Annotated in this window: 26 protein-coding genes; 14 read left to right on the forward strand and 12 right to left on the reverse strand. The window is 62.3% G+C overall.

The window, feature by feature from the left end; all coding sequences use genetic code 11:
• The first annotated feature begins 100 nt into the window (after positions 1-100).
• Both ABNP31_RS18250 and ABNP31_RS18255 read left to right on the forward strand, forming a co-directional pair.
• The gene (locus tag ABNP31_RS18250) at positions 101-886 is read left to right on the forward strand and encodes an outer membrane protein OmpK (protein ID WP_075045891.1); all 786 of its coding nucleotides are present in this window, start codon (positions 101-103) and stop codon (positions 884-886) included.
• 352 nt (positions 887-1,238) lie between these two features.
• Entirely contained in the window at positions 1,239-2,021 is a 783-nt protein-coding gene (locus ABNP31_RS18255; protein ID WP_025340033.1) for an outer membrane protein OmpK, read from the forward strand.
• A 137-nt stretch (positions 2,022-2,158) separates the two neighbouring features.
• On the opposite strand, the gene ABNP31_RS18260 is transcribed toward ABNP31_RS18255, so the two are convergent.
• Positions 2,159-3,073, reverse strand: a complete 915-nt coding sequence (locus ABNP31_RS18260) for a DUF808 domain-containing protein (RefSeq protein ID WP_085664004.1) — start codon at positions 3,071-3,073, stop codon at positions 2,159-2,161.
• Positions 3,074-3,205: 132 nt separating this feature from the next.
• Here ABNP31_RS18260 and ABNP31_RS18265 point away from each other — a divergent pair, with 132 nt between their 5' ends.
• Entirely contained in the window at positions 3,206-3,817 is a 612-nt protein-coding gene (locus ABNP31_RS18265; RefSeq protein ID WP_015271167.1) for a TetR/AcrR family transcriptional regulator, read from the forward strand.
• Positions 3,818-3,955: 138 nt separating this feature from the next.
• Here the strand turns inward: ABNP31_RS18265 and ABNP31_RS18270 are convergent, their stop codons facing one another.
• A complete protein-coding gene (locus tag ABNP31_RS18270) occupies positions 3,956-4,396 on the reverse strand; it encodes a GlcG/HbpS family heme-binding protein (RefSeq protein ID WP_013973539.1) in 441 nt (146 codons plus the stop codon).
• Between the two features lie 257 nt (positions 4,397-4,653).
• Between ABNP31_RS18270 and gcl the strand changes: the two genes are divergently transcribed.
• The 6 genes from gcl to ABNP31_RS18300 all read left to right on the forward strand — a co-directional run bounded on the left by gcl (position 4,654) and on the right by ABNP31_RS18300 (position 12,363).
• Positions 4,654-6,429, forward strand: coding sequence for a glyoxylate carboligase (gene gcl, locus ABNP31_RS18275; RefSeq protein WP_015271168.1), 1,776 nt, complete (start codon positions 4,654-4,656; stop codon positions 6,427-6,429).
• Between the two features lie 68 nt (positions 6,430-6,497).
• Positions 6,498-7,280: a hydroxypyruvate isomerase gene (hyi, locus tag ABNP31_RS18280; protein ID WP_003259508.1), complete on the forward strand. Its 783-nt coding sequence runs from the start codon at positions 6,498-6,500 to the stop codon at positions 7,278-7,280.
• Positions 7,281-7,461: 181 nt separating this feature from the next.
• Positions 7,462-8,355, forward strand: a complete 894-nt coding sequence (locus ABNP31_RS18285; RefSeq protein ID WP_350012637.1) for a 2-hydroxy-3-oxopropionate reductase — start codon at positions 7,462-7,464, stop codon at positions 8,353-8,355.
• Between the two features lie 258 nt (positions 8,356-8,613).
• Positions 8,614-9,888 carry a glycerate kinase type-2 family protein gene (locus ABNP31_RS18290; RefSeq protein ID WP_025340038.1) on the forward strand — a complete coding sequence of 425 codons (1,275 nt, stop codon included), beginning with the start codon at positions 8,614-8,616 and terminating at the stop codon, positions 9,886-9,888.
• The gene (pyk, locus tag ABNP31_RS18295) at positions 9,885-11,300 is read left to right on the forward strand and encodes a pyruvate kinase (protein WP_025340039.1); all 1,416 of its coding nucleotides are present in this window, start codon (positions 9,885-9,887) and stop codon (positions 11,298-11,300) included. The genes ABNP31_RS18290 and pyk overlap by 4 nt, the downstream gene beginning before the upstream one ends.
• Positions 11,301-11,487: 187 nt before the next feature.
• The gene (locus ABNP31_RS18300; RefSeq protein ID WP_350012638.1) at positions 11,488-12,363 is read left to right on the forward strand and encodes an urea transporter; all 876 of its coding nucleotides are present in this window, start codon (positions 11,488-11,490) and stop codon (positions 12,361-12,363) included.
• Positions 12,364-12,378: 15 nt separating this feature from the next.
• On the opposite strand, the gene ABNP31_RS18305 is transcribed toward ABNP31_RS18300, so the two are convergent.
• Positions 12,379-13,134 carry an RHS repeat-associated core domain-containing protein gene (locus tag ABNP31_RS18305; RefSeq protein ID WP_371915765.1) on the reverse strand — a complete coding sequence of 252 codons (756 nt, stop codon included), beginning with the start codon at positions 13,132-13,134 and terminating at the stop codon, positions 12,379-12,381.
• A gap of 173 nt (positions 13,135-13,307) precedes the next feature.
• Between ABNP31_RS18305 and ABNP31_RS18310 the strand changes: the two genes are divergently transcribed.
• Together ABNP31_RS18310 and ABNP31_RS18315 are read left to right on the forward strand one after the other, a co-directional pair.
• Positions 13,308-14,129, forward strand: coding sequence for an ion transporter (locus ABNP31_RS18310; RefSeq protein ID WP_085664001.1), 822 nt, complete (start codon positions 13,308-13,310; stop codon positions 14,127-14,129).
• A gap of 216 nt (positions 14,130-14,345) precedes the next feature.
• On the forward strand, positions 14,346-15,347 hold the full coding sequence (locus ABNP31_RS18315) for a sulfate ABC transporter substrate-binding protein (protein ID WP_015271174.1): 1,002 nt from the start codon (positions 14,346-14,348) through the stop codon (positions 15,345-15,347).
• A gap of 124 nt (positions 15,348-15,471) precedes the next feature.
• Here the strand turns inward: ABNP31_RS18315 and ABNP31_RS18320 are convergent, their stop codons facing one another.
• Positions 15,472-16,398: a class I SAM-dependent methyltransferase gene (locus ABNP31_RS18320; protein ID WP_238067639.1), complete on the reverse strand. Its 927-nt coding sequence runs from the start codon at positions 16,396-16,398 to the stop codon at positions 15,472-15,474.
• 145 nt (positions 16,399-16,543) lie between these two features.
• A complete protein-coding gene (locus ABNP31_RS18325; RefSeq protein ID WP_238066684.1) occupies positions 16,544-17,440 on the reverse strand; it encodes a DMT family transporter in 897 nt (298 codons plus the stop codon).
• 134 nt (positions 17,441-17,574) lie between these two features.
• Between ABNP31_RS18325 and ABNP31_RS18330 the strand changes: the two genes are divergently transcribed.
• The 3 genes from ABNP31_RS18330 (at position 17,575) to ABNP31_RS18340 (ending at position 20,848) form a co-directional block, all read left to right on the forward strand.
• Complete coding sequence (locus tag ABNP31_RS18330; protein ID WP_025340043.1) at positions 17,575-18,012, forward strand: Lrp/AsnC family transcriptional regulator; 438 nt, start codon at positions 17,575-17,577, stop codon at positions 18,010-18,012.
• A 558-nt stretch (positions 18,013-18,570) separates the two neighbouring features.
• Positions 18,571-20,103: an NCS1 family nucleobase:cation symporter-1 gene (locus tag ABNP31_RS18335; protein WP_075045895.1), complete on the forward strand. Its 1,533-nt coding sequence runs from the start codon at positions 18,571-18,573 to the stop codon at positions 20,101-20,103.
• A 16-nt stretch (positions 20,104-20,119) separates the two neighbouring features.
• Positions 20,120-20,848, forward strand: a complete 729-nt coding sequence (locus tag ABNP31_RS18340) for an aspartate/glutamate racemase family protein (RefSeq protein WP_075045896.1) — start codon at positions 20,120-20,122, stop codon at positions 20,846-20,848.
• Positions 20,849-21,052: 204 nt separating this feature from the next.
• Here ABNP31_RS18340 and ABNP31_RS18345 read toward each other — a convergent pair whose 3' ends face one another.
• From ABNP31_RS18345 to ABNP31_RS18375, 7 genes are all read right to left on the reverse strand, one after another.
• On the reverse strand, positions 21,053-21,715 hold the full coding sequence (locus ABNP31_RS18345; protein WP_085588975.1) for a histidine phosphatase family protein: 663 nt from the start codon (positions 21,713-21,715) through the stop codon (positions 21,053-21,055).
• 238 nt (positions 21,716-21,953) lie between these two features.
• Complete coding sequence (locus ABNP31_RS18350; RefSeq protein WP_085663999.1) at positions 21,954-22,460, reverse strand: hypothetical protein; 507 nt, start codon at positions 22,458-22,460, stop codon at positions 21,954-21,956.
• A 289-nt stretch (positions 22,461-22,749) separates the two neighbouring features.
• On the reverse strand, positions 22,750-23,088 hold the full coding sequence (locus tag ABNP31_RS18355; RefSeq protein WP_085614511.1) for an FKBP-type peptidyl-prolyl cis-trans isomerase: 339 nt from the start codon (positions 23,086-23,088) through the stop codon (positions 22,750-22,752).
• Positions 23,089-23,200: 112 nt separating this feature from the next.
• A complete protein-coding gene (locus ABNP31_RS18360) occupies positions 23,201-23,608 on the reverse strand; it encodes a GFA family protein (protein WP_085614512.1) in 408 nt (135 codons plus the stop codon).
• 181 nt (positions 23,609-23,789) lie between these two features.
• Positions 23,790-24,578, reverse strand: coding sequence for a PhzF family phenazine biosynthesis protein (locus tag ABNP31_RS18365; protein ID WP_085663998.1), 789 nt, complete (start codon positions 24,576-24,578; stop codon positions 23,790-23,792).
• A gap of 50 nt (positions 24,579-24,628) precedes the next feature.
• Entirely contained in the window at positions 24,629-25,567 is a 939-nt protein-coding gene (locus ABNP31_RS18370) for a 2-hydroxyacid dehydrogenase (protein WP_350012639.1), read from the reverse strand.
• 212 nt (positions 25,568-25,779) lie between these two features.
• Positions 25,780-26,196 carry a hypothetical protein gene (locus ABNP31_RS18375; RefSeq protein ID WP_025340051.1) on the reverse strand — a complete coding sequence of 139 codons (417 nt, stop codon included), beginning with the start codon at positions 26,194-26,196 and terminating at the stop codon, positions 25,780-25,782.

A 26,196-nucleotide genomic window follows, 5' to 3' on the forward strand; every position in this document is an offset into this window, starting at 1 on the left:
TCGCCGTAAACGCTACACCGTCGGCCCGCCGGAATGGGCCGTCCGGGGCGCCTGCGCGCCAAAAAAACCCAACAAAAACAATAAGTCCGGGAACCACAACATGAAACGCATCACCTCGTCCCTCTTGCTGGGCAGCAGCCTGCTGGCCACCCTCCCCGCCCACGCTGGCGAATGGCTGCAGTGGCATGGCGAAAGCCTGACCTACCTGTACGGCAAGGATTTCAAGGTCAACCCACGCATCCAGCAGACGGTGACCTTCGAGCACGCCAACAAATGGAAGTACGGCGATACCTTCATGTTCGTCGACAAGGTCTTCTACAACGGCAAGCCCGACCCGGGCAAAGGCGTCACCTCCTACTACGGTGAGTTCAGCCCGCGCCTGTCGTTCGGCAAGATCTTCGACCAGAAGCTGGCGTTCGGCCCGATCAAGGATGTGCTGCTGGCCATGACCTACGAGCGTGGCGAGGGCGACAACGAGGCCTACCTGATCGGCCCCGGCTTCGACCTGGACATCCCCGGCTTCAACTACTTCACCCTCAACTTCTACCTGCGCAACACCGAAGGCAGCCGCCCCGGTGACAACGTCTGGCAGATCACCCCGGCCTTCTCGTACACCATTCCGGTGGGCAAGTCCGACATTCTGATCGACGGTTACATGGACTGGGTGGTCGACAACGACCAGACCCGCCGTGGTACCTACCACGCCAACCTGCAGTTCAACCCACAGGTCAAGTACGACCTGGGCAAAGCCCTGAACCTGGGCGCCAAGCAGCTGTACGTGGGCATCGAGTACAGCTACTGGAAGGACAAGTACGGCATCGACAGCCAAGGCAATATCGACAGTAACCAGAGCGTCACCAGTGCCCTGATCAAGGTGCACTTCTAGAAAGCTGACCAAACGCACAAGTTTGTACCACACTGCTCCAGGACGGAGCACTTGAGGCAAGGCGCGCAAGCCAGTAATCTGCGCGCCCCCTCGATCAGGGCAGAAGGGATTCTGCCTGCGTTTACTGACCGCTCAGTCAATGAATTCGGGCGGTTGGCCAACGTGTTGCCAGCCTGAAAGACCCTTTTCATCCGTTCAGAACGAAGTCGAGCAGGAAGGTTTTGCCAGCCCAGGAAAGTTGGCTCAACCCTTGCCAAACAGCTGTGGCCTATCGAAAAAAGCTGACTCAAAAGACAAAAAAGCGCCAACAACGAGCGCTGACAATAGATCAATCAAGGGAGCGACACTCGCAATGCGTACCATCAACAGCCTGATCCTCGCCGGCGGCCTGCTGGCCTGTGGCACCACCTTCGGCGGCGACCTGCTGCAATGGCAGAACAACAGCCTGACCTACCTGTGGGGCAAGAACTTCAAGGTCAACCCGTCGATCCAGCAAACCGTGACCTTCGAGCACGCTGATGGCTGGAAGTACGGCGATAACTTCATCTTTGTCGACAAGATCTTCTACCAGGGCCAGAAAGATGAGGGCAATGGCCCGAACACCTACTACGGCGAAATCAGCCCGCGCCTGTCGTTCGGCAAGATCTTCGACCAGAAGCTGGCCTTCGGCCCGGTCAAGGACGTGCTGCTGGCGATGACCTACGAGTTCGGCGAAGGTGATACCGAGTCGTACCTGATCGGCCCTGGCTTCGACCTGGACATCCCTGGCTTCGACTACTTCCAGCTGAACTTCTACAACCGCACCACCGACGGCAGCCGCGCCGGCGACAACGTGTGGCAGATCACCCCGGTGTGGTCGTACACCATTCCGGTCGGTTCGTCCGATGTGCTGATCGACGGTTTCATGGACTGGGTGGTGGACAACGACGAGAACCGCCGCGGCACCTACCAGGCCAACCTGCACTTCAATCCGCAGATCAAGTATGACCTGGGCAAAGCCTTGCACCTGGGCGAGAAGCAGCTGTATGTGGGTGTGGAGTACGACTACTGGAAGAACAAGTACGGCATCAAGGATTCCGATGCCTTCACCACCGACCAGAACACCATGAGCTTCCTGCTCAAGGTTCACTTCTGATCTGAGTATAGGGGCCGCCTTGCGGCCCATTCGCGGGTAAACCCGCTCCCACAGGGTCCGCACCGGATTCATGGCAGACGCTATACATGTGGGAGCGGGTTCACCCGCGAACCGGGGCAAAGCCCCGGCCATGCAACTCAGTTGGCCGGCCGAACCGCCCGCCACAGTTTCCCCGCAATGCCCACCACCGCCAGCACCACGGCACCGGCCACAACCCCGACACCGCCGTTCAGCAGCGCCACGGTCAACGCCCCGCCACGCCCTTCACTGAACGCCTCGATGGCGTGATGCAGCGGCCCGATGCCATGCACCAGGATCCCGCCACCGACCAGGAACATGGCCGCCGTGCCGATCACCGACAGGCTCTTCATCATGTATGGCGCGGCACGCAGAATGCCGTTACCCACCGCCCTGGCCAGGCGTGATGCCTTGCGGGTCATCCACAGCCCCAGGTCATCGAGCTTGACGATACCGCCCACCAGCCCGTACACGCCGATGGTCATGACTACCGCGATACCCGACAGCACGACGATCTGCTGGGTCAACGGCGAGTCGGCAACGATGCCCAGGGTGATGGCGATGATTTCCGCCGAAAGGATGAAGTCGGTACGTACCGCGCCCTTGATCTTGGCTTTCTCGAACGCCACCAGGTCGACATTGGCATCGGCCACCGCCTCCTTGAGCGCTTCATGCTCGGCGTCAGTCTCGGCCTTGCTGTGCAGGAACTTGTGCGCCAGCTTCTCGAAACCCTCGAAGCACAGGTAGGCGCCGCCCAGCATCAGCAACGGCGTCACCGCCCAGGGGATGAACGCACTGATCAGCAGCGCCGCCGGCACCAGGATGGCCTTGTTCACCATCGAGCCCTTGGCCACAGCCCACACCACCGGGATCTCGCGCTCGGCACGCACCCCGGTGACCTGCTGGGCATTCAGTGCCAGGTCATCGCCCAGCACGCCTGCGGTCTTTTTCGCCGCCACCTTGGTCATCACCGAGACGTCATCAAGCACCGTGGCGATGTCGTCGATCAGTACCAGTAGACTGCTTCCTGCCATGTTTGCCTGTATCCAGAAGAGTGAGTGCCCAGGATTCTAGCCCAAAGCCGCTGCCTTGAGCGCCCGTCGAGCCCGGTGCTACCATGCCCGATCCCTCTTAGAGGTGGCCAGACACGAGGAAGATCCCTGACCATGAGCACCATTCGCGAGCGCAACAAGGAACTGATCCTGCGCGCGGCCAGCGAGGAATTCGCCGACAAGGGCTTCGCCGCCACCAAGACCAGCGATATCGCGGCCAAGGCCGGCCTGCCCAAGCCGAACGTGTATTACTACTTCAAATCCAAGGACAACCTCTACCGCGAGGTCCTGGAAAGCATCATCGCGCCGATCATGCAGGCGTCGACCCCGTTCAATGCCGACGGTGACCCGAAGGAAGTGCTGAGTGCGTACATCCGCTCGAAGATCCGCATTTCCCGCGACCTGCCGCATGCGTCCAAGGTGTTCGCCAGCGAGATCATGCACGGTGCCCCGCACCTGTCGCCGAACCAGGTAGCGCAGCTGAACGAGCAGGCACGGCATAACATCGAGTGCATCCAGCGCTGGATCGACCGCGGGCAGATCGCCCATGTGGATGCGCATCACCTGATGTTCAGCATCTGGGCAGCGACCCAGACCTATGCCGATTTCGACTGGCAGATCTCTGCGGTGACCGGCAAGGCCAAGCTGGCCGACAGCGATTATGACGCGGCGGCGGAGACCATCATCCGCATGGTGCTCAAGGGCTGTGAGCCTGAGCTAGCCTGACAGGGCCAGTGGGGCTGCCTTGCAGCCCTTCGCGACACAAGGCCGCTCCTACAAGGGATCGCGTACTACCTGCGATCCCTTGTAGGAGCGGCCTTGTGTCGCGAAAGGGCCGCAAAGCGGCCCCAGCCATCTTCAGCCTTACGCCGCTACCCCGGCATCCGCCTTCAACCCCACCTCCTCGATCGCACTGATCGCGCACTGCTCGTCGATATCCGACGTATCCCCGCTGATCCCTACCGCACCCAGCACCTTGCCATCCTGATCACGCACCAGCACGCCACCCGGCGCCGGCACCACCGGCCGCTCGCCCAACCCGTTCAGCGCGGCAAAAAATGCCGGCCGCTGCTGCGCGTCCAGCGCCAGCAGGCGCGAGCCCTTGCCCAGGGCAATCGCGCCCCAGGCCTTGCCGGTGGCCACCTCCGGCCGGATCAGGCTGGCGCCATCCTCGCGTTGTAGCGCCAGCAAGTGGCCGCCGGCATCCAGCACCGCCACGGTCAGTGGCGCGGCATTGATCTTGCGGCCCGCCGCCAGCGCGGCATTCACCAGGCTGACCGCGACTTTCAGGTTCAAAGCGTTCATGGAAAGGTCCTCTTCTTGTTGTGAGAAGCCCTGAGGGCAGTTGAAAACCGATAGAACAAATAGAACACAACGAAAGATGTTTTTGTATACAATATTTTGAAACGATCGTATGCGATGGCGCAAACCTCCGTTTTCACGGGCGCTCGAACGAAAGCGACGTCCGCCGACGAAAACCCGTTGACCTAAGCGGCCAGCCGTGAATACACTCTGGCACAAAGCAAGTTGTATACAATTACAAAATCGATGAGGCACAAACCATGAGCAAAATGAGAGCAATCGATGCAGCCGTTCTGGTCATGCGCCGTGAAGGTGTAGATACCGCGTTCGGCATCCCGGGGGCTGCCATCAACCCGTTGTACTCGGCCCTGAAGAAAGTCGGTGGCATCGATCACGTCCTCGCTCGTCACGTCGAAGGCGCCTCGCACATGGCCGAGGGTTACACCCGTGCCAACCCGGGCAACATCGGCGTGTGCATCGGCACCTCCGGCCCAGCCGGCACCGACATGGTCACCGGCCTGTACAGTGCCTCCGCCGACTCCATCCCGATCCTCTGCATCACCGGCCAGGCCCCACGTGCCCGCCTGCACAAGGAAGACTTCCAGGCTGTCGACATCACCAACATCGTCAAGCCGGTCACCAAGTGGGCCACCACCGTTCTGGAGCCAGGCCAGGTGCCTTACGCCTTCCAGAAGGCCTTCTATGAAATGCGCACCGGCCGCCCAGGCCCGGTACTGATCGACCTGCCGTTCGACGTGCAGATGGCCGAAATCGAATTCGACATCGACGCCTACGAACCGCTGCCAGTGCACAAGCCGTCCGCCACCCGCGTACAGGCCGAAAAAGCCCTGGCCCTGCTCAATGACGCCGAGCGCCCGCTGCTGGTAGCCGGTGGCGGCATCATCAACGCCGACGCCAGCGACAAGCTGGTCGAGTTCGCCGAACTGACCGGTGTACCGGTAATCCCGACCCTGATGGGCTGGGGCACCATCCCGGACGACCACGCACAGATGGTCGGCATGGTCGGCCTGCAGACTTCGCACCGCTACGGCAACGCCACCCTGCTGAAATCCGACCTGGTGTTCGGTATCGGTAACCGCTGGGCCAACCGCCACACCGGTTCCGTCGACGTCTACACCGAAGGCCGCAAGTTCGTGCACGTGGACATCGAGCCGACCCAGATCGGCCGCGTGTTCACCCCGGACCTGGGTATCGTTTCCGACGCCGGCAAGGCACTGGACGTATTCCTCGAAGTGGCCCGCGAGTGGAAAGCCGCTGGCAAGCTGAAGTGCCGCAAGGCCTGGCTGGAAGACTGCCAGGAGCGCAAGGCAACCCTGCAGCGCAAGACCCACTTCGACAACGTGCCGGTCAAGCCGCAGCGCGTCTACGAAGAAATGAACCAGGTATTCGGCAAGGACACCTGCTACGTCAGCACCATCGGTCTGTCGCAGATCGCCGGCGCGCAGTTCCTGCACGTGTACAAGCCACGCCACTGGATCAACTGCGGCCAGGCCGGCCCGCTGGGCTGGACCATCCCTGCCGCCCTCGGTGTGGTCAAGGCCGATCCGAAACGCAAGGTGGTCGCGCTGTCGGGTGACTACGACTTCCAGTTCATGATCGAAGAGCTGGCGGTGGGCGCACAGTTCAACCTGCCGTACGTGCACGTACTGGTGAACAACGCCTACCTGGGCCTGATCCGTCAGGCGCAACGTGGCTTCGACATGGATTACTGTGTACAACTGGCGTTCGAGAACATCAACTCGACCGACGCCGCCACCTACGGTGTCGACCATGTCGCCGTGGTCGAAGGCCTGGGCTGCAAGGCCATCCGTGTATTCGAGCCGGCCGAGATCGCCCCTGCCCTGCTCAAGGCACAGAAGATGGCCGAAGAGTTCCGCGTGCCGGTGGTGGTCGAGGTGATTCTCGAACGTGTGACCAACATTTCCATGGGCACCGAGATCAACGCGGTCAACGAGTTCGAAGACCTGGCCCTGGTCGGCAACGACGCGCCAACCGCCATCTCGCTGCTGGACTGATCGCCTGACGCCCCCGTGCCGGCCCCTACCTGAGGGCGCCGGGGGCCTTCATCGCAAGGAGACACAACATGCCTCGCTTCGCTGCCAACCTGTCCATGCTGTTCACCGAACAGGACTTCCTGGCCCGCTTCAAGGCTGCCGCCGATGCTGGTTTCAGCGGCGTCGAATACCTCTTCCCGTACGACTTCAGCGCTGCCGAGATCAAGCAGCAGCTGGACGCCAACGGCCTGACCCAGGTGCTGTTCAACCTGCCGGCGGGCGATTGGGCCAAGGGTGAGCGCGGTATCACCTGCCACCCTGACCGCGTCGAGGAATTCCGCGCCGGTGTCGACAAGGCCATCGAATACGCCAAGGTGCTGGGCAACACCCAGGTCAACGCCCTGGCCGGCATTCGCCCACAAGGCCCGGACTGCGCCACCGTGCGCAAGACCTTCGTGGAAAACCTGCGCTACGCCGCCGACAAGCTGAAAGCCGCCGGGATCCGCCTGGTCATGGAAATGATCAACACCCGCGACATCCCCGGCTTCTACCTGAACACCACCAAGCAAGCGCTTGAAATCCAGGCCGAGGTTGGCAGCGACAACCTGTTCCTGCAGTACGACATCTACCACATGCAGATCATGGAAGGTGACCTGGCTCGTACCATGGAAGCCAACCTGAAACTGATCAACCACATCCAGCTGGCCGACAACCCCGGCCGCAACGAGCCAGGCACCGGCGAGATCAACTACCGCTTCCTGTTCGAGCACCTGGACCGCATCGGCTACCAGGGCTGGGTGGGCGCGGAGTACAAGCCGCTGACCACCACCGAAGCGGGCCTGGGCTGGCTGAAGACCCATAACGCAATCTAAGGCTGATCGGGGTCCCGTGACACATGCCTGACCCTGTGGGAGCGGGTTCACCCGCGAATGCGATGCTGGCTTCACTGCCGCTTTCGCGGGTAAACCCGCTCCCACAGAGTTTTGTGTCCAACAAGGGGGCCTGTGCAGCCTGCTCCATCGAGATTCAACAAATACAACGAGGTAATCTCTCATGGCTAAAATCGGTTTCATCGGCACCGGCATCATGGGCAAGCCCATGGCTCAGAACCTGCAGAAAGCAGGTCACAGCATCTTCGTCTCCACCCACCACGACGCTGCCCCGGCCGACCTGATCGCCGCCGGTGCCGTGGCCCTGGCCAACCCGAAGGAAGTTGCCCAGGAAGCCGAGTTCATCATCGTCATGGTCCCCGACACCCCGCAGGTCGAGAGCGTCCTGTTCGGTGACAACGGCGTGGCCGAAGGCGTGGGCCCGAACAAGGTCGTGATCGACATGAGCTCGATCTCCCCTACCGCTACCAAAGCCTTCGCCGAGAAGATCAAGGCCACTGGCGCTGCCTACCTGGACGCCCCGGTGTCCGGTGGCGAAGTCGGTGCCAAGGCCGCGACCCTGAGCATCATGGTCGGTGGCTGCCCGAAAGCCTTCGAGCGCGCCCTGCCGCTGTTCGAAGCCATGGGCAAGAACATCACCCGCGTCGGTGGCAATGGCGACGGCCAGACCGCCAAGGTGGCCAACCAGATCATCGTTGCCCTGAACATCCAGGCCGTTGCCGAAGCCCTGCTGTTCGCCGCCAAGAACGGCGCCGACCCGGCCAAGGTACGTGAAGCACTGATGGGCGGCTTCGCCTCGTCGAAGATCCTCGAAGTGCACGCCGAGCGCATGATCAAGGGCACCTTCGACCCAGGCTTCCGCATCAACCTGCACCAGAAGGACCTGAACCTGGCCCTGCAGGGTGCCAAGGAACTGGGCATCAACCTGCCCAACACCTCCAATGCCCAGCAAGTGTTCAACACCTGCCAGGCCCTGGGCGGCGGCAACTGGGACCACTCGGCGCTGATCAAAGGCCTGGAGCACATGGCCAACTTCTCGATCCGCGACGAAAAATGATTTAGATCCGGGGGCTGCTGCGCAGCCCTTTCGCGACGCAAGGCCGCTCCTACAACGGATCGCGGTCCCCTGTAGGAGCGGCCTTGTGTCGCGAAAGGGGCGCAAAGCGCCCCCAAAATCTCAGATCCAACACCTTTGAACCTGCGACCACAGGTTCAAAGGTGGCACCGAGCAACACCCGCCCCTGGTTCGGCCTGCACGGAGGCAGTTCCAGGGGCGTTTTTGATTCTGCAGAACAACAATAATTGGGAGCCTGCCATGTCGGTCGATCCGCAAAAACTTCTCCGCGAGCTGTTCGACACAGCCATCGCCGCCGCCCACCCCCGTCAAGTCCTCGAACCCTACCTGCCCGCCGACCGCAGCGGCCGGGTCATCGTCATCGGTGCCGGCAAGGCCGCAGCCGCCATGGCCGAAGTGGTCGAGAAAAGCTGGCAGGGCGAAGTCTCCGGGCTTGTTGTCACACGGTACGGTCACGGCGCCAACTGCCAGAAGATCGAGGTGGTCGAAGCTGCCCACCCGGTCCCCGATGCCGCCGGCCTGGCCGTGGCAAAACGCGTGCTGGAACTGGTCAGCAACCTCAGTGAAGACGATCGCGTCATCTTCCTGCTGTCCGGCGGTGGCTCGGCGCTGCTGGCCCTGCCCGCCGAAGGCCTGACCCTGGCCGACAAGCAGCAGATCAACAAGGCGCTGCTGAAATCCGGCGCCACCATCGGCGAGATGAACTGCGTACGCAAGCACCTCTCGGCGATCAAGGGCGGCCGCCTGGCCAAGGCCTGCTGGCCGGCCACGGTGTACACCTATGCCATTTCCGATGTCCCGGGCGACCTCGCCACGGTGATCGCCTCCGGCCCGACCGTGGCCGACCCGAGCACCTCGGCCGACGCCCTGGCCATCCTCAAGCGCTACAACATCGAAGCGCCCAAGGCCGTTATCGACTGGCTCAACAACCCAGCCTCGGAAACCGTCAAGGCCGATGACCCGGCCCTGGCCCGCAGCCACTTCCAGCTGATCGCCAAGCCCCAGCAGTCGCTCGAAGCCGCCGCGGTCAAAGCCCGCCAGGCCGGGTTCAGCCCGCTGATCCTCGGCGACCTGGAAGGCGAATCACGCGAAGTGGCCAAGGTGCACGCCGGTATCGCCCGGCAGATCGTCCAGCACGGCCAGCCGCTGAAGGCACCCTGCGTGATCCTGTCCGGCGGCGAAACCACCGTGACCGTGCGCGGCAATGGCCGTGGCGGGCGCAACGCCGAATTCCTGCTCAGCCTCACCGAAAGCCTGAAAGGCCTGCCGGGCGTGTACGCCCTGGCCGGTGACACCGACGGTATCGATGGCTCGGAAGAAAACGCCGGCGCCTTCATGACCCCGGCCAGCTACGCCCGTGCCGAAGCCCTGGGCCTGTCGGCCAGCGACGAGCTGGACAACAACAACGGCTACGGTTATTTCGCCGCCCTGGATGCGCTGATCGTCACCGAGCCGACCCGCACCAACGTCAACGACTTCCGCGCCATCCTGATCCTCGAGACTGCCCAATCATGACGCCTGATAAAAAAGTCAAAATCCTCGCCACCCTTGGCCCTGCGATCAAAGGCATCGACGACATCCGCCAACTGGTAGAAGCCGGGGTGAATATCTTCCGCCTCAACTTCAGCCACGGCGAGCACGCCGACCACGCCCTGCGCTACCAGTGGATCCGCGAAGTCGAGCAGCAACTGAACTACCCGCTGGGTATCCTCATGGACCTGCAGGGGCCGAAGCTGCGCGTCGGCCGCTTTGCCGACGGCAAGGTGCAGCTGCAACGCGGCCAGGCCCTGCGTCTGGACCTGGACAACACCCCGGGCGACAGCCGCCGGGTCAACCTGCCGCACCCCGAGATCATCGCCGCCCTCGAGCCGGGCATGGACCTGCTGCTGGACGACGGCAAGCTGCGCCTGCGCGTCACCGCCAAGCACAGCGACGCCATCGACACCGAAGTGCTGGCCGGCGGCGAACTGTCCGATCGCAAGGGTGTCAACGTGCCGCAAGCGGTGCTCGACCTCTCCCCGCTCACCGAAAAAGACCGCCGCGACCTGGCCTTCGGCCTGGAGCTGGGCGTGGACTGGGTGGCTCTGTCGTTCGTGCAGCGCCCCGAAGACATCACCGAAGCACGCCAGCTGATCGGTGACCGTGCCTACCTGATGGCGAAGATCGAAAAGCCATCGGCAGTCGAACAGCTGCAAGCCATCGCGGAGCTTGCGGATGCGATCATGGTGGCCCGTGGCGACCTGGGCGTGGAAGTGCCGGCCGAAAGCGTGCCGCAGATCCAGAAACGCATCATCGGCACCTGCCGCCAGCTGGGCAAACCGGTGGTGGTGGCCACGCAGATGCTCGAATCCATGCGCTTCTCGCCAGCGCCGACCCGCGCCGAAGTCACCGACGTGGCCAACGCCGTGGCCGAAGGTGCCGATGCGGTGATGCTGTCGGCCGAGACTGCCTCGGGCGAGTACCCGCTGGAAGCTGTACAGATGATGAGCAAGATCATCCGCCAGGTGGAGAACGGCCCGGACTACCAGGCCCAACTCGACGTTGGCCGGCCGAAGGCCGAGGCCACCGTGTCGGACGCCATCAGCTGCGCCATCCGCCGTATCAGCGGCATCCTGCCGGTGGCGGTGCTGGTCAACTACAGCGAGTCGGGCGCCTCGACCCTGCGCGCGGCCCGCGAACGGCCACGGGCCCCGATCCTCAACCTGACCCCGAACCTGACCACCGCGCGCCGCCTGAGCGTAGCGTGGGGCGTGCACTCGGTGGTCAACGACCGCCTGCGCCAGGTGGACGAGGTTGTTTCCACTGCACTGGAGATTGCCCAGGCACAAGGCATGGCCAGCCGTGGCGACACGCTGCTGATCACTGCCGGTGTGCCTTTTGGCAAGCCAGGGTCGACTAACACGCTGCGGATCGAGACCTTGATCTAAAGCACCGCATCTCTCCTGTGGGAGCGGACGTGCCCGCGAAGAGGCCAGCAGGGACAACGATGTTGCCTGAGCTGACGCATTCGCGGGCACGCCCGCTCCCACAGGGTCGGTGGTGTCGCACACAACTGCGGAAAACCCGAGGCCCAAAGAGGCCCACCGCTCCCCATCAACCTCACTGACTGCCCCGATGTACACCAAAAATTTCGTCAACCCGTGCCCCGACTGGGCCACGGCGTTACTCAACGGCTTCAGCCAGGTGCTGCTGCTGCGCCACCCCCTGTGCGGCCTGTGCTGCCTGCTGGCCATCCTGCTGACCGCCCCCGGCCTGGTCGGTGGCGCCCTGCTCGGCGCCCTGGCCGGCCTGCTCACCGCCCAGGCACGCAGCTACGACCGTGCCGACCGCCAGGCCGGGCTGTACTGCTACAACGGCGTGCTGATCGGCATCCTGATCAGTGCCGTGCTGCCTTGGTCGGTCATCCTGCCGCCATTGATCATCGCCGCTGGCGGCCTGTCCAGCATCATCACCCACCAGTGGCGCAAGCGCGGCGGCAAACTGCTGATCGCCTACACCGCACCCTTCGTGCTGCTGGGCTGGGCCGTATTGCTGATCGCCAGCCCCTCGCCCAGCGGCTTCGTCGAAGCCGACCCGCTGTACGCGTTGGCGCGCGGCGTGGGCCAGATCTTCCTGCTCGACCAGCCGCTGGCCGGCCTGCTGATCATCATCGGCATGTTCATCGCCAACCCTTATGCCGCAATGTGGGCGGTGATCGGCTCGGCCATCGGCGGCGGCGTGGCACTGTTCGCCGACCAGGCGCAAGCCGCCTGGCTGGGTTTGTTCGGCTTCAATGCCGCGCTGGCAGCTTTAGCATTCAGCCGCCAGGGTGAAAAGCCTTGGGTGACGTTACTGGCAATTGCCTTGGCCCTACTACTGCAACCGCTGTTCAAGTTACTACCGATAGCCGGTTTGACCGCACCCTTCGTCACAACCTGCTGGCTGATGCACTTGGGCATTCATCTCATGCAGCTGGGCGAAAGACGCAATACCAAAGGGTTACACAGCTAAACTCGATGCTGATTGCTAACTAGAGCTATCATGTCGGCGACCCTTTCTGATTGCAGCTGCCAGTCCAGGCATGGCCAAGTTCGGTTTAGAGTAGTCGTCGATGCCTGATTCATTAATGAATATCATGTCAGGGTCAGGTAAAATACGGCCATTCTCCACTACTACATGATCGGGATTGACGTTCATAAGTACGAACCCCTCCTCAATAAATTTCTTGTCGAGGGGTTTCAACGGTGACATTTCAATGCCTTCAGCTGTTACCAAATATTCACTAATGAATAGACTTCGGTCGCGATTGACATAGAATTTTCCGCGAAGACTTGCGCTCGGGTCGCTACGCTCCAGAATTTTTCCATCTACTGATTTTGCCCTGAACGGCTCAATTCGTTCACCAGCCGACCTTGCTCGGTTATAAGCAAAACCCTGAACCCGCTTATCCGTGTTGTTGATTTTCTTGAATACTGGTTCGAAAGCAGCCCAGTTCTGTTTGAATCGGCTGGTACCTTGGGGATCGCTGAAATTGACAGGGTCTCCTCCGCAATATGCATAGGAATTAAGACCTCCCTTTTCAAAGGGGCTGAATACGTCGGGACTGCAAAAGCGCATCAAGACCGGGCGGTATAGCCGCCTCCCATTCCCCAGAAAATAACCTTGCACCAAGTGATCCAGTAGCTGGCCGTTGTAACACAATCGATCTCCACGTGATCCGCTGTGCAATGAGCCGTAGACCGAAAATGCAAATGATTGGGGTGGCCTTCGGGAATGCCTCATTTTATCGTCCATCCCTATCTCCAAGTCTGAGCAGCACGAGCCCTGAATGTTGCATCGCGCCTGTGAAAATCGAAACTGGCATTTCTACCAGGTTGGCTCAGTTTTACTTCACGTTGCATCTGCTGACAGAGACCCTCTAGGCTTGCTACTCACACCATCGGAATAGCCCTCGCATGTCCACCCCACAATCCCTGCGTGAACGCCTCTACATCATGGTCTTCCAGACCGACACCGTAGCCGGCCGGCGCTTCGACAAGATCCTCCTGCTGATCATCCTGGCCAGCTTGGTCACCGTCATCCTCGACAGCATCGACGAAGTGCACCAGGGTTACGCCGGCGTGCTGGCGGGTATCGAGTGGGGCTTTACCGCGATCTTCCTGGCCGAGTACCTCACCCGCCTGTACTGCTCGCCCAAGCCGTTGCGCTATGCCTTCAGCTTTTATGGCCTGGTCGATCTGCTGGCGATCGTGCCGGGGATCATCGCGCTGTACTACAGCGACGCCCAGTACCTGCTGATCATCCGCGTGATACGGATGCTGCGGATCTTCCGCGTGCTCAAGCTCAGCCCGTACCTCAAGCAGGCCCATTACCTGATGGAGGCGCTGCGCGGCAGCAAGCAGAAGATCATTGTGTTCCTGGTGACGGTATCGACCCTGGTGACGGTGTTCGGCACCTTGATGTATGTGATCGAAGGGCCTGAGCATGGCTTTACCAGCATTCCCAAGGGTATCTACTGGGCCATCGTTACCCTGACCACGGTAGGCTTTGGCGACATCGTGCCAAAGACACCGCTGGGGCAGGTGCTGTCGTCGCTGGTGATGATTACCGGTTATTCGATCATCGCCGTACCGACCGGGATCTTCACCGCCGAGCTGGCCAATGCCATGCGCGGGGAGCAGCTGCAGCATGATTGCCCGACCTGCAGCAAGAAGAGCCATGAGCATGGCGCGGCGTTCTGTTCGCGGTGCGGGAATGTGCTGTTTCCCAAGCAATGATTCCGCCTGTTCCAGCCCTTTCGCGGGTAAACCCGCTCCCACAGGGACCGCGCACGGTTCGGGTATGTGGTGATCCTGTGGGAGCGGGTTTACCCGCGAAAGGGCCAGAACAGGCAGAAGCATAACCAAAGTGTTTTTTGTTCTTTAACCCCCACAAACCCACCCGCTATAGTCGCAGGCAAACTGCCAACACCTTCTCGATAACAAGGAAGCAACGTGAAAAAACTCTTCACCGCCTCGCTGCTCGCCGCAGGCCTTGCCCTGGGCAATTTCGCCCAGGCTGCCCCCACCCTGCTCAACGTTTCCTACGACGTGATGCGCGACTTCTACAAGGACTACAACCCGGCCTTCCAGAAGCACTGGGAAGCCGAGCACAACGAGAAGGTCAACGTGCAGATGTCCTTCGGCGGCTCGAGCAAGCAGGCGCGAGCGGTGATCGATGGCCTGCCGGCCGATGTCATCACCATGAACATGGCCACCGACATCAACGCCCTGGCCGACAACGGCAAGCTGGTGCCGGACAACTGGGTAACCCGCCTGCCGAACAACAGCGCGCCGTTCACCTCGGCCACTGTGTTCATCGTGCGCAAGGGTAACCCCAAGGCGCTGAAAGACTGGCCCGACCTGCTCAAGGATGGCGTACAGGTGATCGTGCCCAACCCCAAGACCTCGGGTAACGGCCGCTACACCTACCTGTCGGCCTGGGGCTATGTGCTCAAGCAAGGCGGTGATGAAAACAAGGCCAAGGACTTTGTCGGCAAGCTGTTCAAGCAGGCGCCGGTATTGGACACCGGTGGCCGTGCCGCCACCACCACCTTCATGACCAACCAGATCGGCGACGTGTTGGTGACCTTCGAGAACGAAGCCGAAATGATCGCCCGCGAGTTCGGCCGCGACCAGTTCGAAGTGGTCTACCCGAGCGTGTCGGCCGAAGCCGAGCCGCCGGTCAGCGTGGTCGACAAGGTGGTGGCGAAGAAAGGCACCCAGGCAGCGGCCGAGGAATACTTGAAGTACCTGTGGTCGCCAGCCGCTCAGGAAATCGCCGCACAGAACTACCTGCGCCCGCGTGATGCGACGGTACTGGCCAAGTACACCGACCGCTTCCCGAAAGTGGACTTCCTGTCGGTAGAGAAGACCTTCGGTGACTGGCGCACCGTGCAGAAGACCCACTTCAATGATGGTGGGGTGTTTGACCAGATCTACACCAACAATCAGTAATTGATGCAGGCAGGTCCGGCCCTATCGCCGGCAAGCCAGCTCCCACAGGTACTCCACAGTACTCAAGACCTGTGCAGTACCTGTGGGAGCGGGCTTGCCCGCGAAAGGGCCGGTACAGGCAACATCAGACCTGACGGAATACCAGAGCCTTCAAGCCCCCCGCCGGGTCCACGTCAGGAAACTCCGGCGGGTTCTCCAGCCGCTCGACGAATGCCAGCGTCGGCGCCTGCTCCGCCATCCCCTCGATCAGGAACTCCGGCCCGATGCCCGGGTCGTTCACGCACGCCAGCACCGTCCCGCCCTCGCTCAACAACTCCGGCAAGCGCCGCAGGATCTTCGCGTAATCCTGGGTCAGCACAAAGCTGCCGCGCTGGAAGGTCGGCGGGTCGATGATGATCAGGTCATAAGGCCCGTACTTGCGCACCTTGCCCCACGACTTGAACAGCTCGTGCCCCAGGTACGCCACCCGTGATGCATCGTGGCCATTGAGGCGGTGGTTGTCGCGGCCCCGGGACAACGCCGACTTGGCCATGTCCAGGTTCACCACCTGCTCGGCGCCACCGGCAATCGCCGCCACCGAGAAACCGCAGGTGTAGGCGAACAGGTTCAGCACGCGCTTGCCCGCCGCCTGCTCGCGCACCCAGCGCCGACCATAGCGCATGTCGAGGAACAGGCCATTGTTCTGCCGCACGCCCAGGTCCAGCAGGTAGGTCAGCCCGTCCTCGACCACCTCGCGCTGCTGGCACGGCTCGCCCAGCAACCACTGGCCCGGGCTGTCGGGCAGGTAGCGATGCTGGAGAAGGATGGCTTGACCAGTCCACTGCGGGCGCTCGGCGAGAGTACGCAGCATGGCCTCCAGTTCGGCCAGCTGGCCTTGCGCCGGCTCGCGGAACAGGGCGACCGACAGCACGCCTTGCAGCCAGTCGACGGTGACCTGCTCCAGGCCCGCCCAGCAGCGGCCGCGGCCGTGGAACAGGCGGCGGGTTTCCTGCGGGGCAGGGTCGAGGGCGGCGAGCAGGTGTTGCTCCAGAGTCTGGATCGGCGAAGTCATCATGGGTCGCAAGCTGGCAAAAGCGGCATTCTACCTTGCGGGCCCTTTCGCGGGTAAACCCGCTCCCACAGGATCACCACAGGCCCGAACCGTGTGCAGCACCTGTGGGAGCGGGTTTACCCGCGAAAGGGCCCGCAAGACCACCTCATTCCTCTGCCACAACCCGCGCAGGCCTGAACCACCACCCCTGCTGCATCCCCGCCGCCGCCAGCAGGATCAACGCCACCCCCAGCCACTGCAACGGTGCCAGCCGGTGCCCGAACGCCACCCAGTCCACCAGAATCGCCGCAATCGGGTAGATGAACGACAGTGCCCCGGTCAGCGCCGTGGGCAAGCGCTGGATGGCGCTGTACAGCAACACATACATCAAGCCGGTGTGCACCATGCCCAAGGTCACCAGGCTGGCCAGCGCCGGCACTTCGCCCGGCAACCCGCCAAGCTTGACCCACGGCGCCAGCAACAGCACACCCGTGGCCACCTGGATCAGCGCGATCAGGTGCGGTGGCGTGCCACTCAGGCGCTTGATGATCAACGCCGCAATGGCGTACAGGAAGGCCGCCCCCAGCGCCAGCGCAATGCCCAGCAAATAGTCCTCACCGCCACCCTGCCCCGCGCCATGGGCACTGACGATGGCCAGCATGCCGAGGAACGCCACGCTCAGCCAGGTGACCTTGGCCAGGGTGATCCTCTCGCCCAGGAACACTGCCGCCAGCCCCACCAGCATGAAGGGCTGCACGTTGTACACCGCCGTGCCGATGGCAATCGACGCCCGCGAGTAGGAGGCGAACAGCAGCACCCAGTTGCCGACGATGGCCACACCGCTGGCAATCGCCAGCAGGAACGCCGTACGGCTGATCACGCCCGGCCGCAGGAAGCCGAACCCCGCGCAGATCGCCAGCAAGGTCACGGCACCGAACACGCAGCGCCAGAACACCACCTCGAGCACCGGCTGGCCGGACACCAGCACGAACCAACCGATGGTCCCGGAAATCAGCATGGCAGCGACCATTTCCAGCGAGCCACGACGCAATGAACTGTCCATCTCACACCTCCTGTTGAAGACGGCAACAGTATGCAAAGGTTGCTGGCCGGCCTTCCAGCGGATAACGAAGGAAGATTGGCATGTCTGCCTTTACTATCAAGGCAAATCACACGAACTACCTGCTTGAGGTGACCATGACCGATGCCATCGACCAACTGCTGATCAACGCGCTCATGGAAGACTCGCGCCGCTCGCTCAAGGCCCTGGCGCAAATCAGCGGGCTGTCGGCACCCAGCGTCAGCGAACGCCTTCGCCGCCTGGAGGAACGCGGCGTGTTGCGCGGTTACACCGTAGAGGTCGACCCGCGCGCCTTTGGCTACCAGTTGCAGGCCATCGTGCGCATCCGCCCGCTACCCGGGCAGCTGCAGGAGGTGGAACGGCAGATCGTCGCCATTGCGGAGTTCACCGAGTGCGACAAGGTTACTGGCGAGGACTGCTTCATCGCTCGGCTGCATGTGCGCTCGATGGAGCAGCTGGATACCCTGCTCGACCGCATCAATGTGCTGGCCGAGACCAACACCGCCATCATCAAGAAAAGCCCGGTGAAGCGGCGGTTGCCGCCGATGGATTGAGTTTTGCCTGTACGGGCCTCTTCGCGGGTAAACCCGCTCCCACAGGATCTCGACGGGCCTGAATGCTGTGGAGTACTTGTGGGAGCGGGTTCACCCGCGAAGAGGCCGGCACAGGAAAAAGCTGACTAATTTTTGTACACAAGAATGTCACCATAAGTGCCGTTTTTGTGTGCACTTTCCAAGATCACGCCCCAATACGTTACACACTTCCCACAACTTATTCTGACCAAATGATCAACTAAATCATCCTCGAAAAATTTAAACCTGTTCATTTGGTCAACTTATATCCCATTCATTTCATCAACTTATATTTCAACAAGATAGATTCGAAATGATAGCCAGCTGAAGTTTGCTTTTTCCTTGGCATGGAACTCGCTTTTGTGTGTTCGTGTTTTGTATACAAACCAAGCAAAACATAAATACACAAGAACCCGCGACGCCGACCCAACATCGGCCGCCGCGCCCCAAACCCTGAGATGCCAACGCTGCACCGACGAGATGGCGAGCCCGTGCGCATGCCCGCTCATCGCAGTCCACGTGCATCAGGAGCCCGCCGGAATGAGTACCAGCCTCGACCTTGCCCCTGAACTATCCGTCGCCAGCACCCACCCCGCTTCCCCTCTCGCCGGCAGCCAGCCGGAACTTGCCCTGAGCCCGCGCCTGCATAACCGCGACCTCGCCCCGACGCGCATCGAAGGCCGCCGCTGGGGCGGCTACAGCATCTTCGCGCTGTGGACCAACGATGTGCACAACATCGCCAACTACTCGTTCGCCATGGGCTTGTTCGCCCTCGGCCTGGGTGGCTGGCAGATCCTGCTGTCGCTGGCCATCGGCGCGGCGCTGGTGTACTTCTTCATGAACCTGTCCGGCTACATGGGGCAGAAGACCGGCGTGCCGTTCCCGGTCATCAGCCGCATCGCCTTCGGCATCCACGGCGCGCAGATCCCGGCGCTGATCCGCGCGGTCATCGCCATCGCCTGGTTCGGCATCCAGACCTATCTGGCTTCGGTGGTGCTGCGCGTGCTGCTCACCGCCGTATGGCCGCAAATGGCGGCCTATGACCATGACAGTATCCTCGGCCTGTCGAGCCTGGGCTGGGCATGCTTCGTGTCGATCTGGCTGGTGCAGCTGGTGATCCTGGCCTACGGCATGGAGATGGTGCGCCGCTACGAGGCCTTTGCCGGCCCGGTGATCCTGCTGACCGTCGCCGCCCTGGCGGTGTTCATGTACTTCAAGGCCGACGCCCGCATCGCCTGGTCGGTGGCCGAACCGCTGACCGGCTACGAGATGTGGCGCAACATCTTTGCCGGCGGCGCGCTGTGGCTGGCGATCTACGGCACCCTGGTGCTGAACTTCTGTGACTTCGCCCGCTCCTCGCCATGCCGCAAGACCATCCGCGTCGGCAACTTCTGGGGCCTGCCGGTGAACATCCTGGTGTTCGCCGTGATCACCGTGGTGCTGTGCGGCGCGCAGTTCCAGATCAACGGCCAGATCATCGACAGCCCTACCCAGATCGTCGCCGCCATCCCCAGCACAGCGTTTCTGGTACTGGGCTGCCTGGCCTTCCTGATCGTCACCGTGGCGGTGAACATCATGGCCAACTTCGTCGCCCCGGCCTTCGTCCTCAGCAACCTGGCACCGCGTCACCTGAACTTCCGCCGCGCCGGGCTGATCAGCGCCACCCTGGCAGTGCTGATCCTGCCGTGGAACCTGTACAACAGCCCGCTGGTGATCGTGTATTTCCTGTCCGGCCTGGGTGCCCTGCTCGGCCCGCTGTACGGGGTGATCATGTCCGACTACTGGTTGCTGCGCAAAGGCTGCATCAACGTGCCGCAGCTTTACAGCGAAGACCCGGCCGGCGCGTACCACTACACCAAGGGCATCAACCTGCGCGCGGTGGCCGCCTTCGTGCCGGCCGCACTGCTGGCCATCGTCCTGGCCCTGGTGCCCAATTTCCATGGCGTGGCGCCGTTCTCCTGGCTGATCGGTGCCGGCATCGCCGCCGCCCTGTACCTGCTGATCGCCCCACGCAAACGCCAATACCACGACGTCAGCGGCGAATGCATCGCCGTTGACCACAGCAGCCATTGACCAGGGAGGACTACCCATGCGCATTCTGATCGCCAACGTCAACACCACCGAAGCCATCACCGAAGCCATTGCCGAACAGGCCCGTACGGTGGCCGCACCCGGCACCGAAATCATCGGCCTCACCCCATGGTTCGGTGCCGAGTCGGTGGAAGGCAACTTCGAAAGCTACCTGGCCGCCATCGCGGTGATGGACCGGGTGCTGGCTTACGAAGGCCCTTACGACGCCGTGATCCAGGCGGGTTACGGCGAACATGGCCGCGAAGGCCTGCAGGAACTGCTGAACGTGCCGGTGGTGGACATCACCGATGCCGCCGCCAGCACGGCGATGTACCTGGGCCATGCCTACTCGGTGGTGACCACCCTGGACCGCACCGTGCCGCTGATCGAGGACCGCCTGAAGCTCTCCGGCCTGTATGACCGCTGCGCATCGGTACGCGCCAGCGGGCTGGCGGTGCTGGAGCTGGAAGCCGACCCACAGCGCGCCGTGGAGGCGATTGTCGAGCAGGCAGAACGCGCCGTGCGCGACGACAAGGCCGAGGTGATCTGCCTGGGTTGCGGCGGCATGGCCGGGCTGGACGAGCAGATCCGCCAGCGCACCGGCGTGCCGGTGGTGGATGGTGTGAGTGCGGCGGTGACCATAGCCGAATCGCTGGTGCGCATGGGCTTGAGTACCTCCAAGGTACGTACCTATGCCACGCCACGGGCGAAGAAAGTGGTGGGTTGGCCGGTGCGGTTCGGGCGTTAGGCATCTTTCGCCTGACCTGGCCTCTTCGCGGGTAAACCCGCTCCCACAGGGACCGCATTGCTCTCAGGGCCTGTGCAGTACTTGTGGGAGCGGGTTTACCCGCGAAGAGGCCGGTCCTGCCGAAGTATCATTCTGGCCAACCGCTGTGTAATCAACTTCATCGTCACTCTGTTCAGGGCTTCCTGGCAGAACAGTACCAGCGGATCAGGTCGGGCAGCTATGCGCACCATCATTCAGGCCCTGACGCACGTTGCGGCTGAGCAGGCTGGCCTTGCCGTCGTGCCAGGTCAGGGTCAGGACGTAGAGGGTGTCGAAGTCGTCGCCGCTCCAGTCGTCGGTGATCACCCGCTCCTCACCGAGGGCCTTGCCAGCCACGGCATTGATCAGGTCAGGGAGGTAGCCATGCGACCAGGCGGTGTACACGGTCGCGTTACGGTACTTGTCGCGCAGCAGCTCTTCGGCCAGCGCGTCGGTGTCGTTGGCACCATAGTCGATGTTTACCGGCAGGCCCAGGCGAATGGCGCTGGGGCTGATGGTCATCAGCGGGCGAATGTAGCTGTAGCTTTCGTCCTTGCTGCCTTCCTCGACATGCCGCGAGGGGTTGGCAGCGAACACGTAGTCGGCCTTGCCAAAGCGCTCGGGCAGCACGGTAGCCAGGTCCAGCGCACGGTTGAGGCCCTGGCAGTTCAACTGGCCCAGCCCCTCGCCCGGCTTCTCGGCGTGGCGCAGGAACACAAGGGTCTGGGTGCCATCCACCGGTTGAGCCCGGCTTTCTACAGCTTCCAGCGCCAGCGGTACGGCTATGGCTGTAAGCGTCAGGCTCAGCAACCAGTGACGACGACGGCGGAAGAATGTTGGCAACTTCATCAAGACAGGCCCATGTGGCAGAAAGAATCGGGTAGACCCGCCACATCACCCCGCCAACAGCACCGCGGGGCATCCTTGTAGTGAATGCCGTCCATGGCAACGAGTGAGGGTGAGAGTGCCCTGAACCCGTTTGGTTCCTCCCTGGAGGTGGATGCCGTTCCCTAGGCAAGGCTTAGATTAGAGGATGGGTGTTGCTGAAATGTGTCCGTTCGTTACTCGTTGCTCTCGCTGATTACCGTTACGGTGGCCCGGCTGCTTCTTCCATAGAGACTGAGTCGAGAATGGTTACATCAAATACCTGCTCGATAACCTGCTTCGGGCCCTGATTCAGACTCCAGGTGAAGAACACCAGAAAGCCCAGCAAGAACACGAATAGAATCGAGCCCACGAGACTTTGTGCCACACCCGACCAAAATCCTGGTTTGGCTTGCCTGACTTCGCTGCTCGCTTTATCGGAATAGTACTGTTCAAGCTCCACAGCTTGGGCTGCGATCGAGGCATCAAGAAAGCCTTGAGCAAGCTGGCTGGCCTGATTGCGGTAGCTCTCGATCTGCGAGGGGCTGTTGCTGACATCATGGAAAGGGGCCAAGTCTTCATCCTTCGGCTCCCGGTCATGCTTGATCTTGAAAGCCTGGATAAACTCGATTTTCTGCCTCTTGTACAACGAATAGGCAATGATACCGAGTGTATCTTGCTCATTCTCCACAAGCACCGAGTATATGTGGTTGTAACAGCCATCGGCCATATGGCTCTTACCCTTTGCGCAGGCGGGAATACGCAGCCGCGAATGCTGCCTTCAGTTCCGAACGGGTTTTTCGGGAGTTGGTAACCACACTCGCGAGTTCGCGTGGTAACGAGATTTCCATTCGCGCGCCAGATGCCACCAACAGCGCGTTCGCTTCGCGTACCACCCGTGAGGAAAAATGCGATTTCATGGATAGGCTACCCTCTTCACTCAATGAGTCTGCAAGGTTAGCCGTACCCGGGAGGCTCCTCAATCAGACACTGGCCGACAGCGCGTGTAGTCCTTTTCCTCAATCATCCCGCGTCAGCACTTCCAGCAATTCGATCTCGAAGGTCAAATCCGAATTCGGCGGAATCGCCCCCACGCTGCGTTCGCCATAGCCCAGGTGCGCCGGTACCAGCAGCTTGCGCTTGCCGCCAACGCGCATGCCCATCAGGCCTTGATCCCACCCCTTGATTACCCGACCCGTGCCGATCACGCACTGGAACGGCTTGCCGCGCGACCAGGACGAATCGAACTCGCTGCCGTCGGCCAGCCAGCCGGTGTACTGGGTGGTGATCAGGGCGCCTTTGACGGCGGCTTTGCCATCCCCCTCCACAAGGTCGATGATCTGCAGTTCTTGGTTCACGGGGCATACTCCAACGCTGGAAACAAAGCCGCCCTTTTCTCAGGAATGCACCGGTTTGGCAAGTTCGCGTGGCGTTTCGTGCTGGCGCATCGATCACAGCACGCCGCCTGAATCAGCCGAGCTGCTCGAAGGCTTCCTGGCCAGTCAGTTCCTTGGTCTGGTTGGCGAAGCAATACCAGGCGGGTTTCTGTTCGACGAAGATTTGCAAGTCGAAATGCCATTCCTGGTCGCCGTCGAGCAGGCCGACCGGCACGGCGTGGAAGTCATTGGCCTTGAGCCGGTAGTACAGGTGCGTGCCGCACTGGCCGCAGAAGCCGCGCTGGGCCCAATCGGAAGACTCATAGACGCTGGGCGCGCGCCCTTCGATCACCGGTGGCTGGCTGCAATGCACCACCAGCAATGGGCCGCCGGTCCATTTGCGGCACATGCTGCAGTGGCAGGCGCTGATATGGTTGTTGTCGACGGTGACCTTGAGCCGGGTGGCGCCGCACAGGCAGGTGCCTTGTTTTTCCAGGGCCATGGCTGGCTCCTTGAGCAAGGGATGGGCAGACCAGTATAGGTGCTCGGTTCCTGTAGGAGCGGCCTTGTGTCGCGATGGGCTGCAAAGCAGCCCCGGGTCTATGCAGTGTTACCGACATCGAGGGGCCGCGTTGCGGCCCATCGCGACACAAGGCCGCTCCTACAGGGCATCGCGTAAGCTTCTAGATGAAAATGGTACCGCGCAGGTACAACGCAGCCCGCCCGCTGATGATCACCCGGCCATTACCCGGCACTTCGCACTGCAGCTGCCCTTTGCGCACCCCACCCTGCTCGCAGCTCAGCACGTTCCTACCCAGCCGCTCTGCCCATATCGGCGCCAGCGAGGTGTGCGCCGAGCCAGTCACCGGGTCTTCGTTCACGCCGACCCGTGGGCCGAACCAGCGGGTGACGAAATCAAAGCCACGGCCTGCTGCGGTAACGGCGATACCGCGCACATCGAAAGCCGACAGCGCTACGAAATCCGGCTTCAGGGTGTCGAGCAACAGGGCGTCATCGATCACCACCACATAGTCGTCACTGCGGTACAGCGCCTGTGCCTGGCCAAGGCCCAGCGCCTGCAACAGGCCCGGCAGCATGTCCACGGCGACCGGCTGCTTGGCCGGGAAGTCCATGGCCAGCAGCCCGTCGGCGTTACGGCTGACCCGCAGCTCGCCACTGCGGGTGTTGAAACGCAGCACCTGCACCTGCTCGCCCAGCTGTTCGAACAGCACATAGGCCGAGGCCAGGGTGGCATGGCCGCACAGGTCGACTTCCACGGTCGGGGTGAACCAGCGCAGGTCGAAGGTTTCGCCGTTGCGCACGAAGTAGGCGGTTTCCGACAGGTTGTTCTCTTCGGCGATGCGCTGCAGCACATCGTCCGGCAGCCAGCTTTGCAGCGGGATCACTGCCGCCGGGTTGCCCCCGAACGGTTCGGCGGAAAACGCATCGACCTGGAAGATTTCAAGTTGCATGCACACACTCCTTGTTGCCCGATCGCTGCCAGGCAGATGTATGAAAAGGGTTACTGGCGTACCGGGGTCAACACGGCTTCGCCGGCAAAGAACGCCTGCAGGTTGCGCAGCACCAGGGTCACCGTGTCGCGCGCCGCCTCCGGCGACTGGCCGGCCACGTGGGGGGTGAGCACGGTGTTGCCAAGGGCCTTGAGGGCATCGGGTACAGCCGGCTCGTCGTCGAACACATCCAGTGCCGCACCAGCCAGTTGGCCATGCTGCAGCGCGGCGACCAGGGCCTGGGTGTCGACCACGCTGGCACGGGCGATGTTCACCAGGTAGCCCTCGGCCCCCAGGGCCTCGAGCACCTGTGCATCGACCAGATGGCGAGTGTTGGCACCGCCGGGGGTGGCCACCACCAGGATGTCGACGGCATCGGCCAGGTGCAGCGGGCTGTCGTACCAGGTGTAGGGCACATCTTGGCGCGGCGTGCGGCTGTGGTAGCTGACGGGCATGGCAAAGCCCAGATCGGCGCGCCTGGCGATGGCCAGGCCCACCGCACCAAGGCCGAGAATGCCCAGGCGCTTGCCACTCACCGAGGGGCTGATCACCCGGTTCCATTCGCCCCGGCGGGTACTGGCATCGGCGCGGGGAATGTCGCGCAACAGCGCCAGCAGCAGGGCAAGGGTGTGGTCGGCGACTGCCTCGGCATTGGCCCCGGCGCCGTTGGTAACCGTGATGCCGCGCGCAGCGGCGGCGGCCAGGTCGACCTGCTCGTAGCCGGCACCGATCACGCAGATGATCTGCAGTTTGGACAGCGTGTCGATTTCGCTGGCAGTCAGGCCCAGCGGGCCGCGGGTGAGCACGGCATCGATTTCATGGGCATGGCGCTGGATGGCCTCGGCCCGCAGTTGCGGCGAAGGGGCGCGGATCAAACGGTAGCCGGCCTGCTCCAGCATGGGCAGGTAATCATCGACGGTTTCCACCAGCACCAGGACTGTCTTGTGCATGCCACCTCCTTATTCTTGAAGGGGCATTATGCGGAATCACAGCACAGTACAGTCAATCGGTAATTGCGGAAAAACTGTACTGTATTGGTTGCCTGTCCCGGCCCCTTCGCGGGTAAACCCGCTCCCACAGGGATATCACAGCACTTGAGATTTGTGACGTACCTGTGGGAGCGGGTTTACCCGCGAAGGGGCCGGGACAGGCAACCAACCCACTACTGGGCGAACGCACGCCCCAGACCACCCGGCACACCGCTGCTGTCAGTCTCCTGCCACGGCCCATCCGGGCTCAGCGACCAGCTCCAGCCGTTGTCGAAGCGGTAGTAGGTCCGCTGGCGGTAGAAGGTATTGGGTTTCTTCTCCAGCACATACACACCCAGCTTCGGGTCCCAATGGCTCGCCCCGCCAGGTGGCGGCGCGAAGCTGGCCGAGGTGCGTGGCATCGGCTTGGGCGTGGCCGCAGGCTTGCTCGGCGCGGGGGCCGGTTGCCTGTCCGGCAAGGGCTTGACCGCCGGCCCCGGTGGCGGCAGGCGCTCGATCGGTGGTTCGGGCTGCTCGTACGGCTCATGCACCGTACACGCAGACAAACCCAGGGCCAGGGTGATCAGGGTCAGGCGGACGATGCTGTGCAT

Origin of the sequence: Pseudomonas asiatica, from assembly GCF_040214835.1 — a bacterium.
GTDB classification, from domain to species: domain Bacteria; phylum Pseudomonadota; class Gammaproteobacteria; order Pseudomonadales; family Pseudomonadaceae; genus Aquipseudomonas; species Aquipseudomonas putida_Z.

Excerpts from the sequence above, each read along its gene's own strand:
- ABNP31_RS18250 (WP_075045891.1), top strand. The coding sequence starts at position 101 with ATGAAACGCATCACCTCGTCCCTCTTGCTGGGCAGCAGCCTGCTGGCC.
- ABNP31_RS18255 (WP_025340033.1), top strand. The coding sequence starts at position 1,239 with ATGCGTACCATCAACAGCCTGATCCTCGCCGGCGGCCTGCTGGCCTGT.
- ABNP31_RS18260 (WP_085664004.1), bottom strand. The coding sequence starts at position 3,073 with ATGGCAGGAAGCAGTCTACTGGTACTGATCGACGACATCGCCACGGTG.
- ABNP31_RS18265 (WP_015271167.1), top strand. The coding sequence starts at position 3,206 with ATGAGCACCATTCGCGAGCGCAACAAGGAACTGATCCTGCGCGCGGCC.
- ABNP31_RS18270 (WP_013973539.1), bottom strand. The coding sequence starts at position 4,396 with ATGAACGCTTTGAACCTGAAAGTCGCGGTCAGCCTGGTGAATGCCGCG.
- gcl (WP_015271168.1), top strand. The coding sequence starts at position 4,654 with ATGAGCAAAATGAGAGCAATCGATGCAGCCGTTCTGGTCATGCGCCGT.
- hyi (WP_003259508.1), top strand. The coding sequence starts at position 6,498 with ATGCCTCGCTTCGCTGCCAACCTGTCCATGCTGTTCACCGAACAGGAC.
- ABNP31_RS18285 (WP_350012637.1), top strand. The coding sequence starts at position 7,462 with ATGGCTAAAATCGGTTTCATCGGCACCGGCATCATGGGCAAGCCCATG.
- ABNP31_RS18290 (WP_025340038.1), top strand. The coding sequence starts at position 8,614 with ATGTCGGTCGATCCGCAAAAACTTCTCCGCGAGCTGTTCGACACAGCC.
- pyk (WP_025340039.1), top strand. The coding sequence starts at position 9,885 with ATGACGCCTGATAAAAAAGTCAAAATCCTCGCCACCCTTGGCCCTGCG.
- ABNP31_RS18300 (WP_350012638.1), top strand. The coding sequence starts at position 11,488 with ATGTACACCAAAAATTTCGTCAACCCGTGCCCCGACTGGGCCACGGCG.
- ABNP31_RS18305 (WP_371915765.1), bottom strand. The coding sequence starts at position 13,134 with ATGAGGCATTCCCGAAGGCCACCCCAATCATTTGCATTTTCGGTCTAC.
- ABNP31_RS18310 (WP_085664001.1), top strand. The coding sequence starts at position 13,308 with ATGTCCACCCCACAATCCCTGCGTGAACGCCTCTACATCATGGTCTTC.
- ABNP31_RS18320 (WP_238067639.1), bottom strand. The coding sequence starts at position 16,398 with ATGACTTCGCCGATCCAGACTCTGGAGCAACACCTGCTCGCCGCCCTC.
- ABNP31_RS18325 (WP_238066684.1), bottom strand. The coding sequence starts at position 17,440 with ATGGACAGTTCATTGCGTCGTGGCTCGCTGGAAATGGTCGCTGCCATG.
- ABNP31_RS18330 (WP_025340043.1), top strand. The coding sequence starts at position 17,575 with ATGACCGATGCCATCGACCAACTGCTGATCAACGCGCTCATGGAAGAC.
- ABNP31_RS18335 (WP_075045895.1), top strand. The coding sequence starts at position 18,571 with ATGAGTACCAGCCTCGACCTTGCCCCTGAACTATCCGTCGCCAGCACC.
- ABNP31_RS18340 (WP_075045896.1), top strand. The coding sequence starts at position 20,120 with ATGCGCATTCTGATCGCCAACGTCAACACCACCGAAGCCATCACCGAA.
- ABNP31_RS18345 (WP_085588975.1), bottom strand. The coding sequence starts at position 21,715 with ATGAAGTTGCCAACATTCTTCCGCCGTCGTCGTCACTGGTTGCTGAGC.
- ABNP31_RS18350 (WP_085663999.1), bottom strand. The coding sequence starts at position 22,460 with ATGGCCGATGGCTGTTACAACCACATATACTCGGTGCTTGTGGAGAAT.
- ABNP31_RS18360 (WP_085614512.1), bottom strand. The coding sequence starts at position 23,608 with ATGGCCCTGGAAAAACAAGGCACCTGCCTGTGCGGCGCCACCCGGCTC.
- ABNP31_RS18365 (WP_085663998.1), bottom strand. The coding sequence starts at position 24,578 with ATGCAACTTGAAATCTTCCAGGTCGATGCGTTTTCCGCCGAACCGTTC.
- ABNP31_RS18370 (WP_350012639.1), bottom strand. The coding sequence starts at position 25,567 with ATGCACAAGACAGTCCTGGTGCTGGTGGAAACCGTCGATGATTACCTG.
- ABNP31_RS18375 (WP_025340051.1), bottom strand. The coding sequence starts at position 26,196 with ATGCACAGCATCGTCCGCCTGACCCTGATCACCCTGGCCCTGGGTTTG.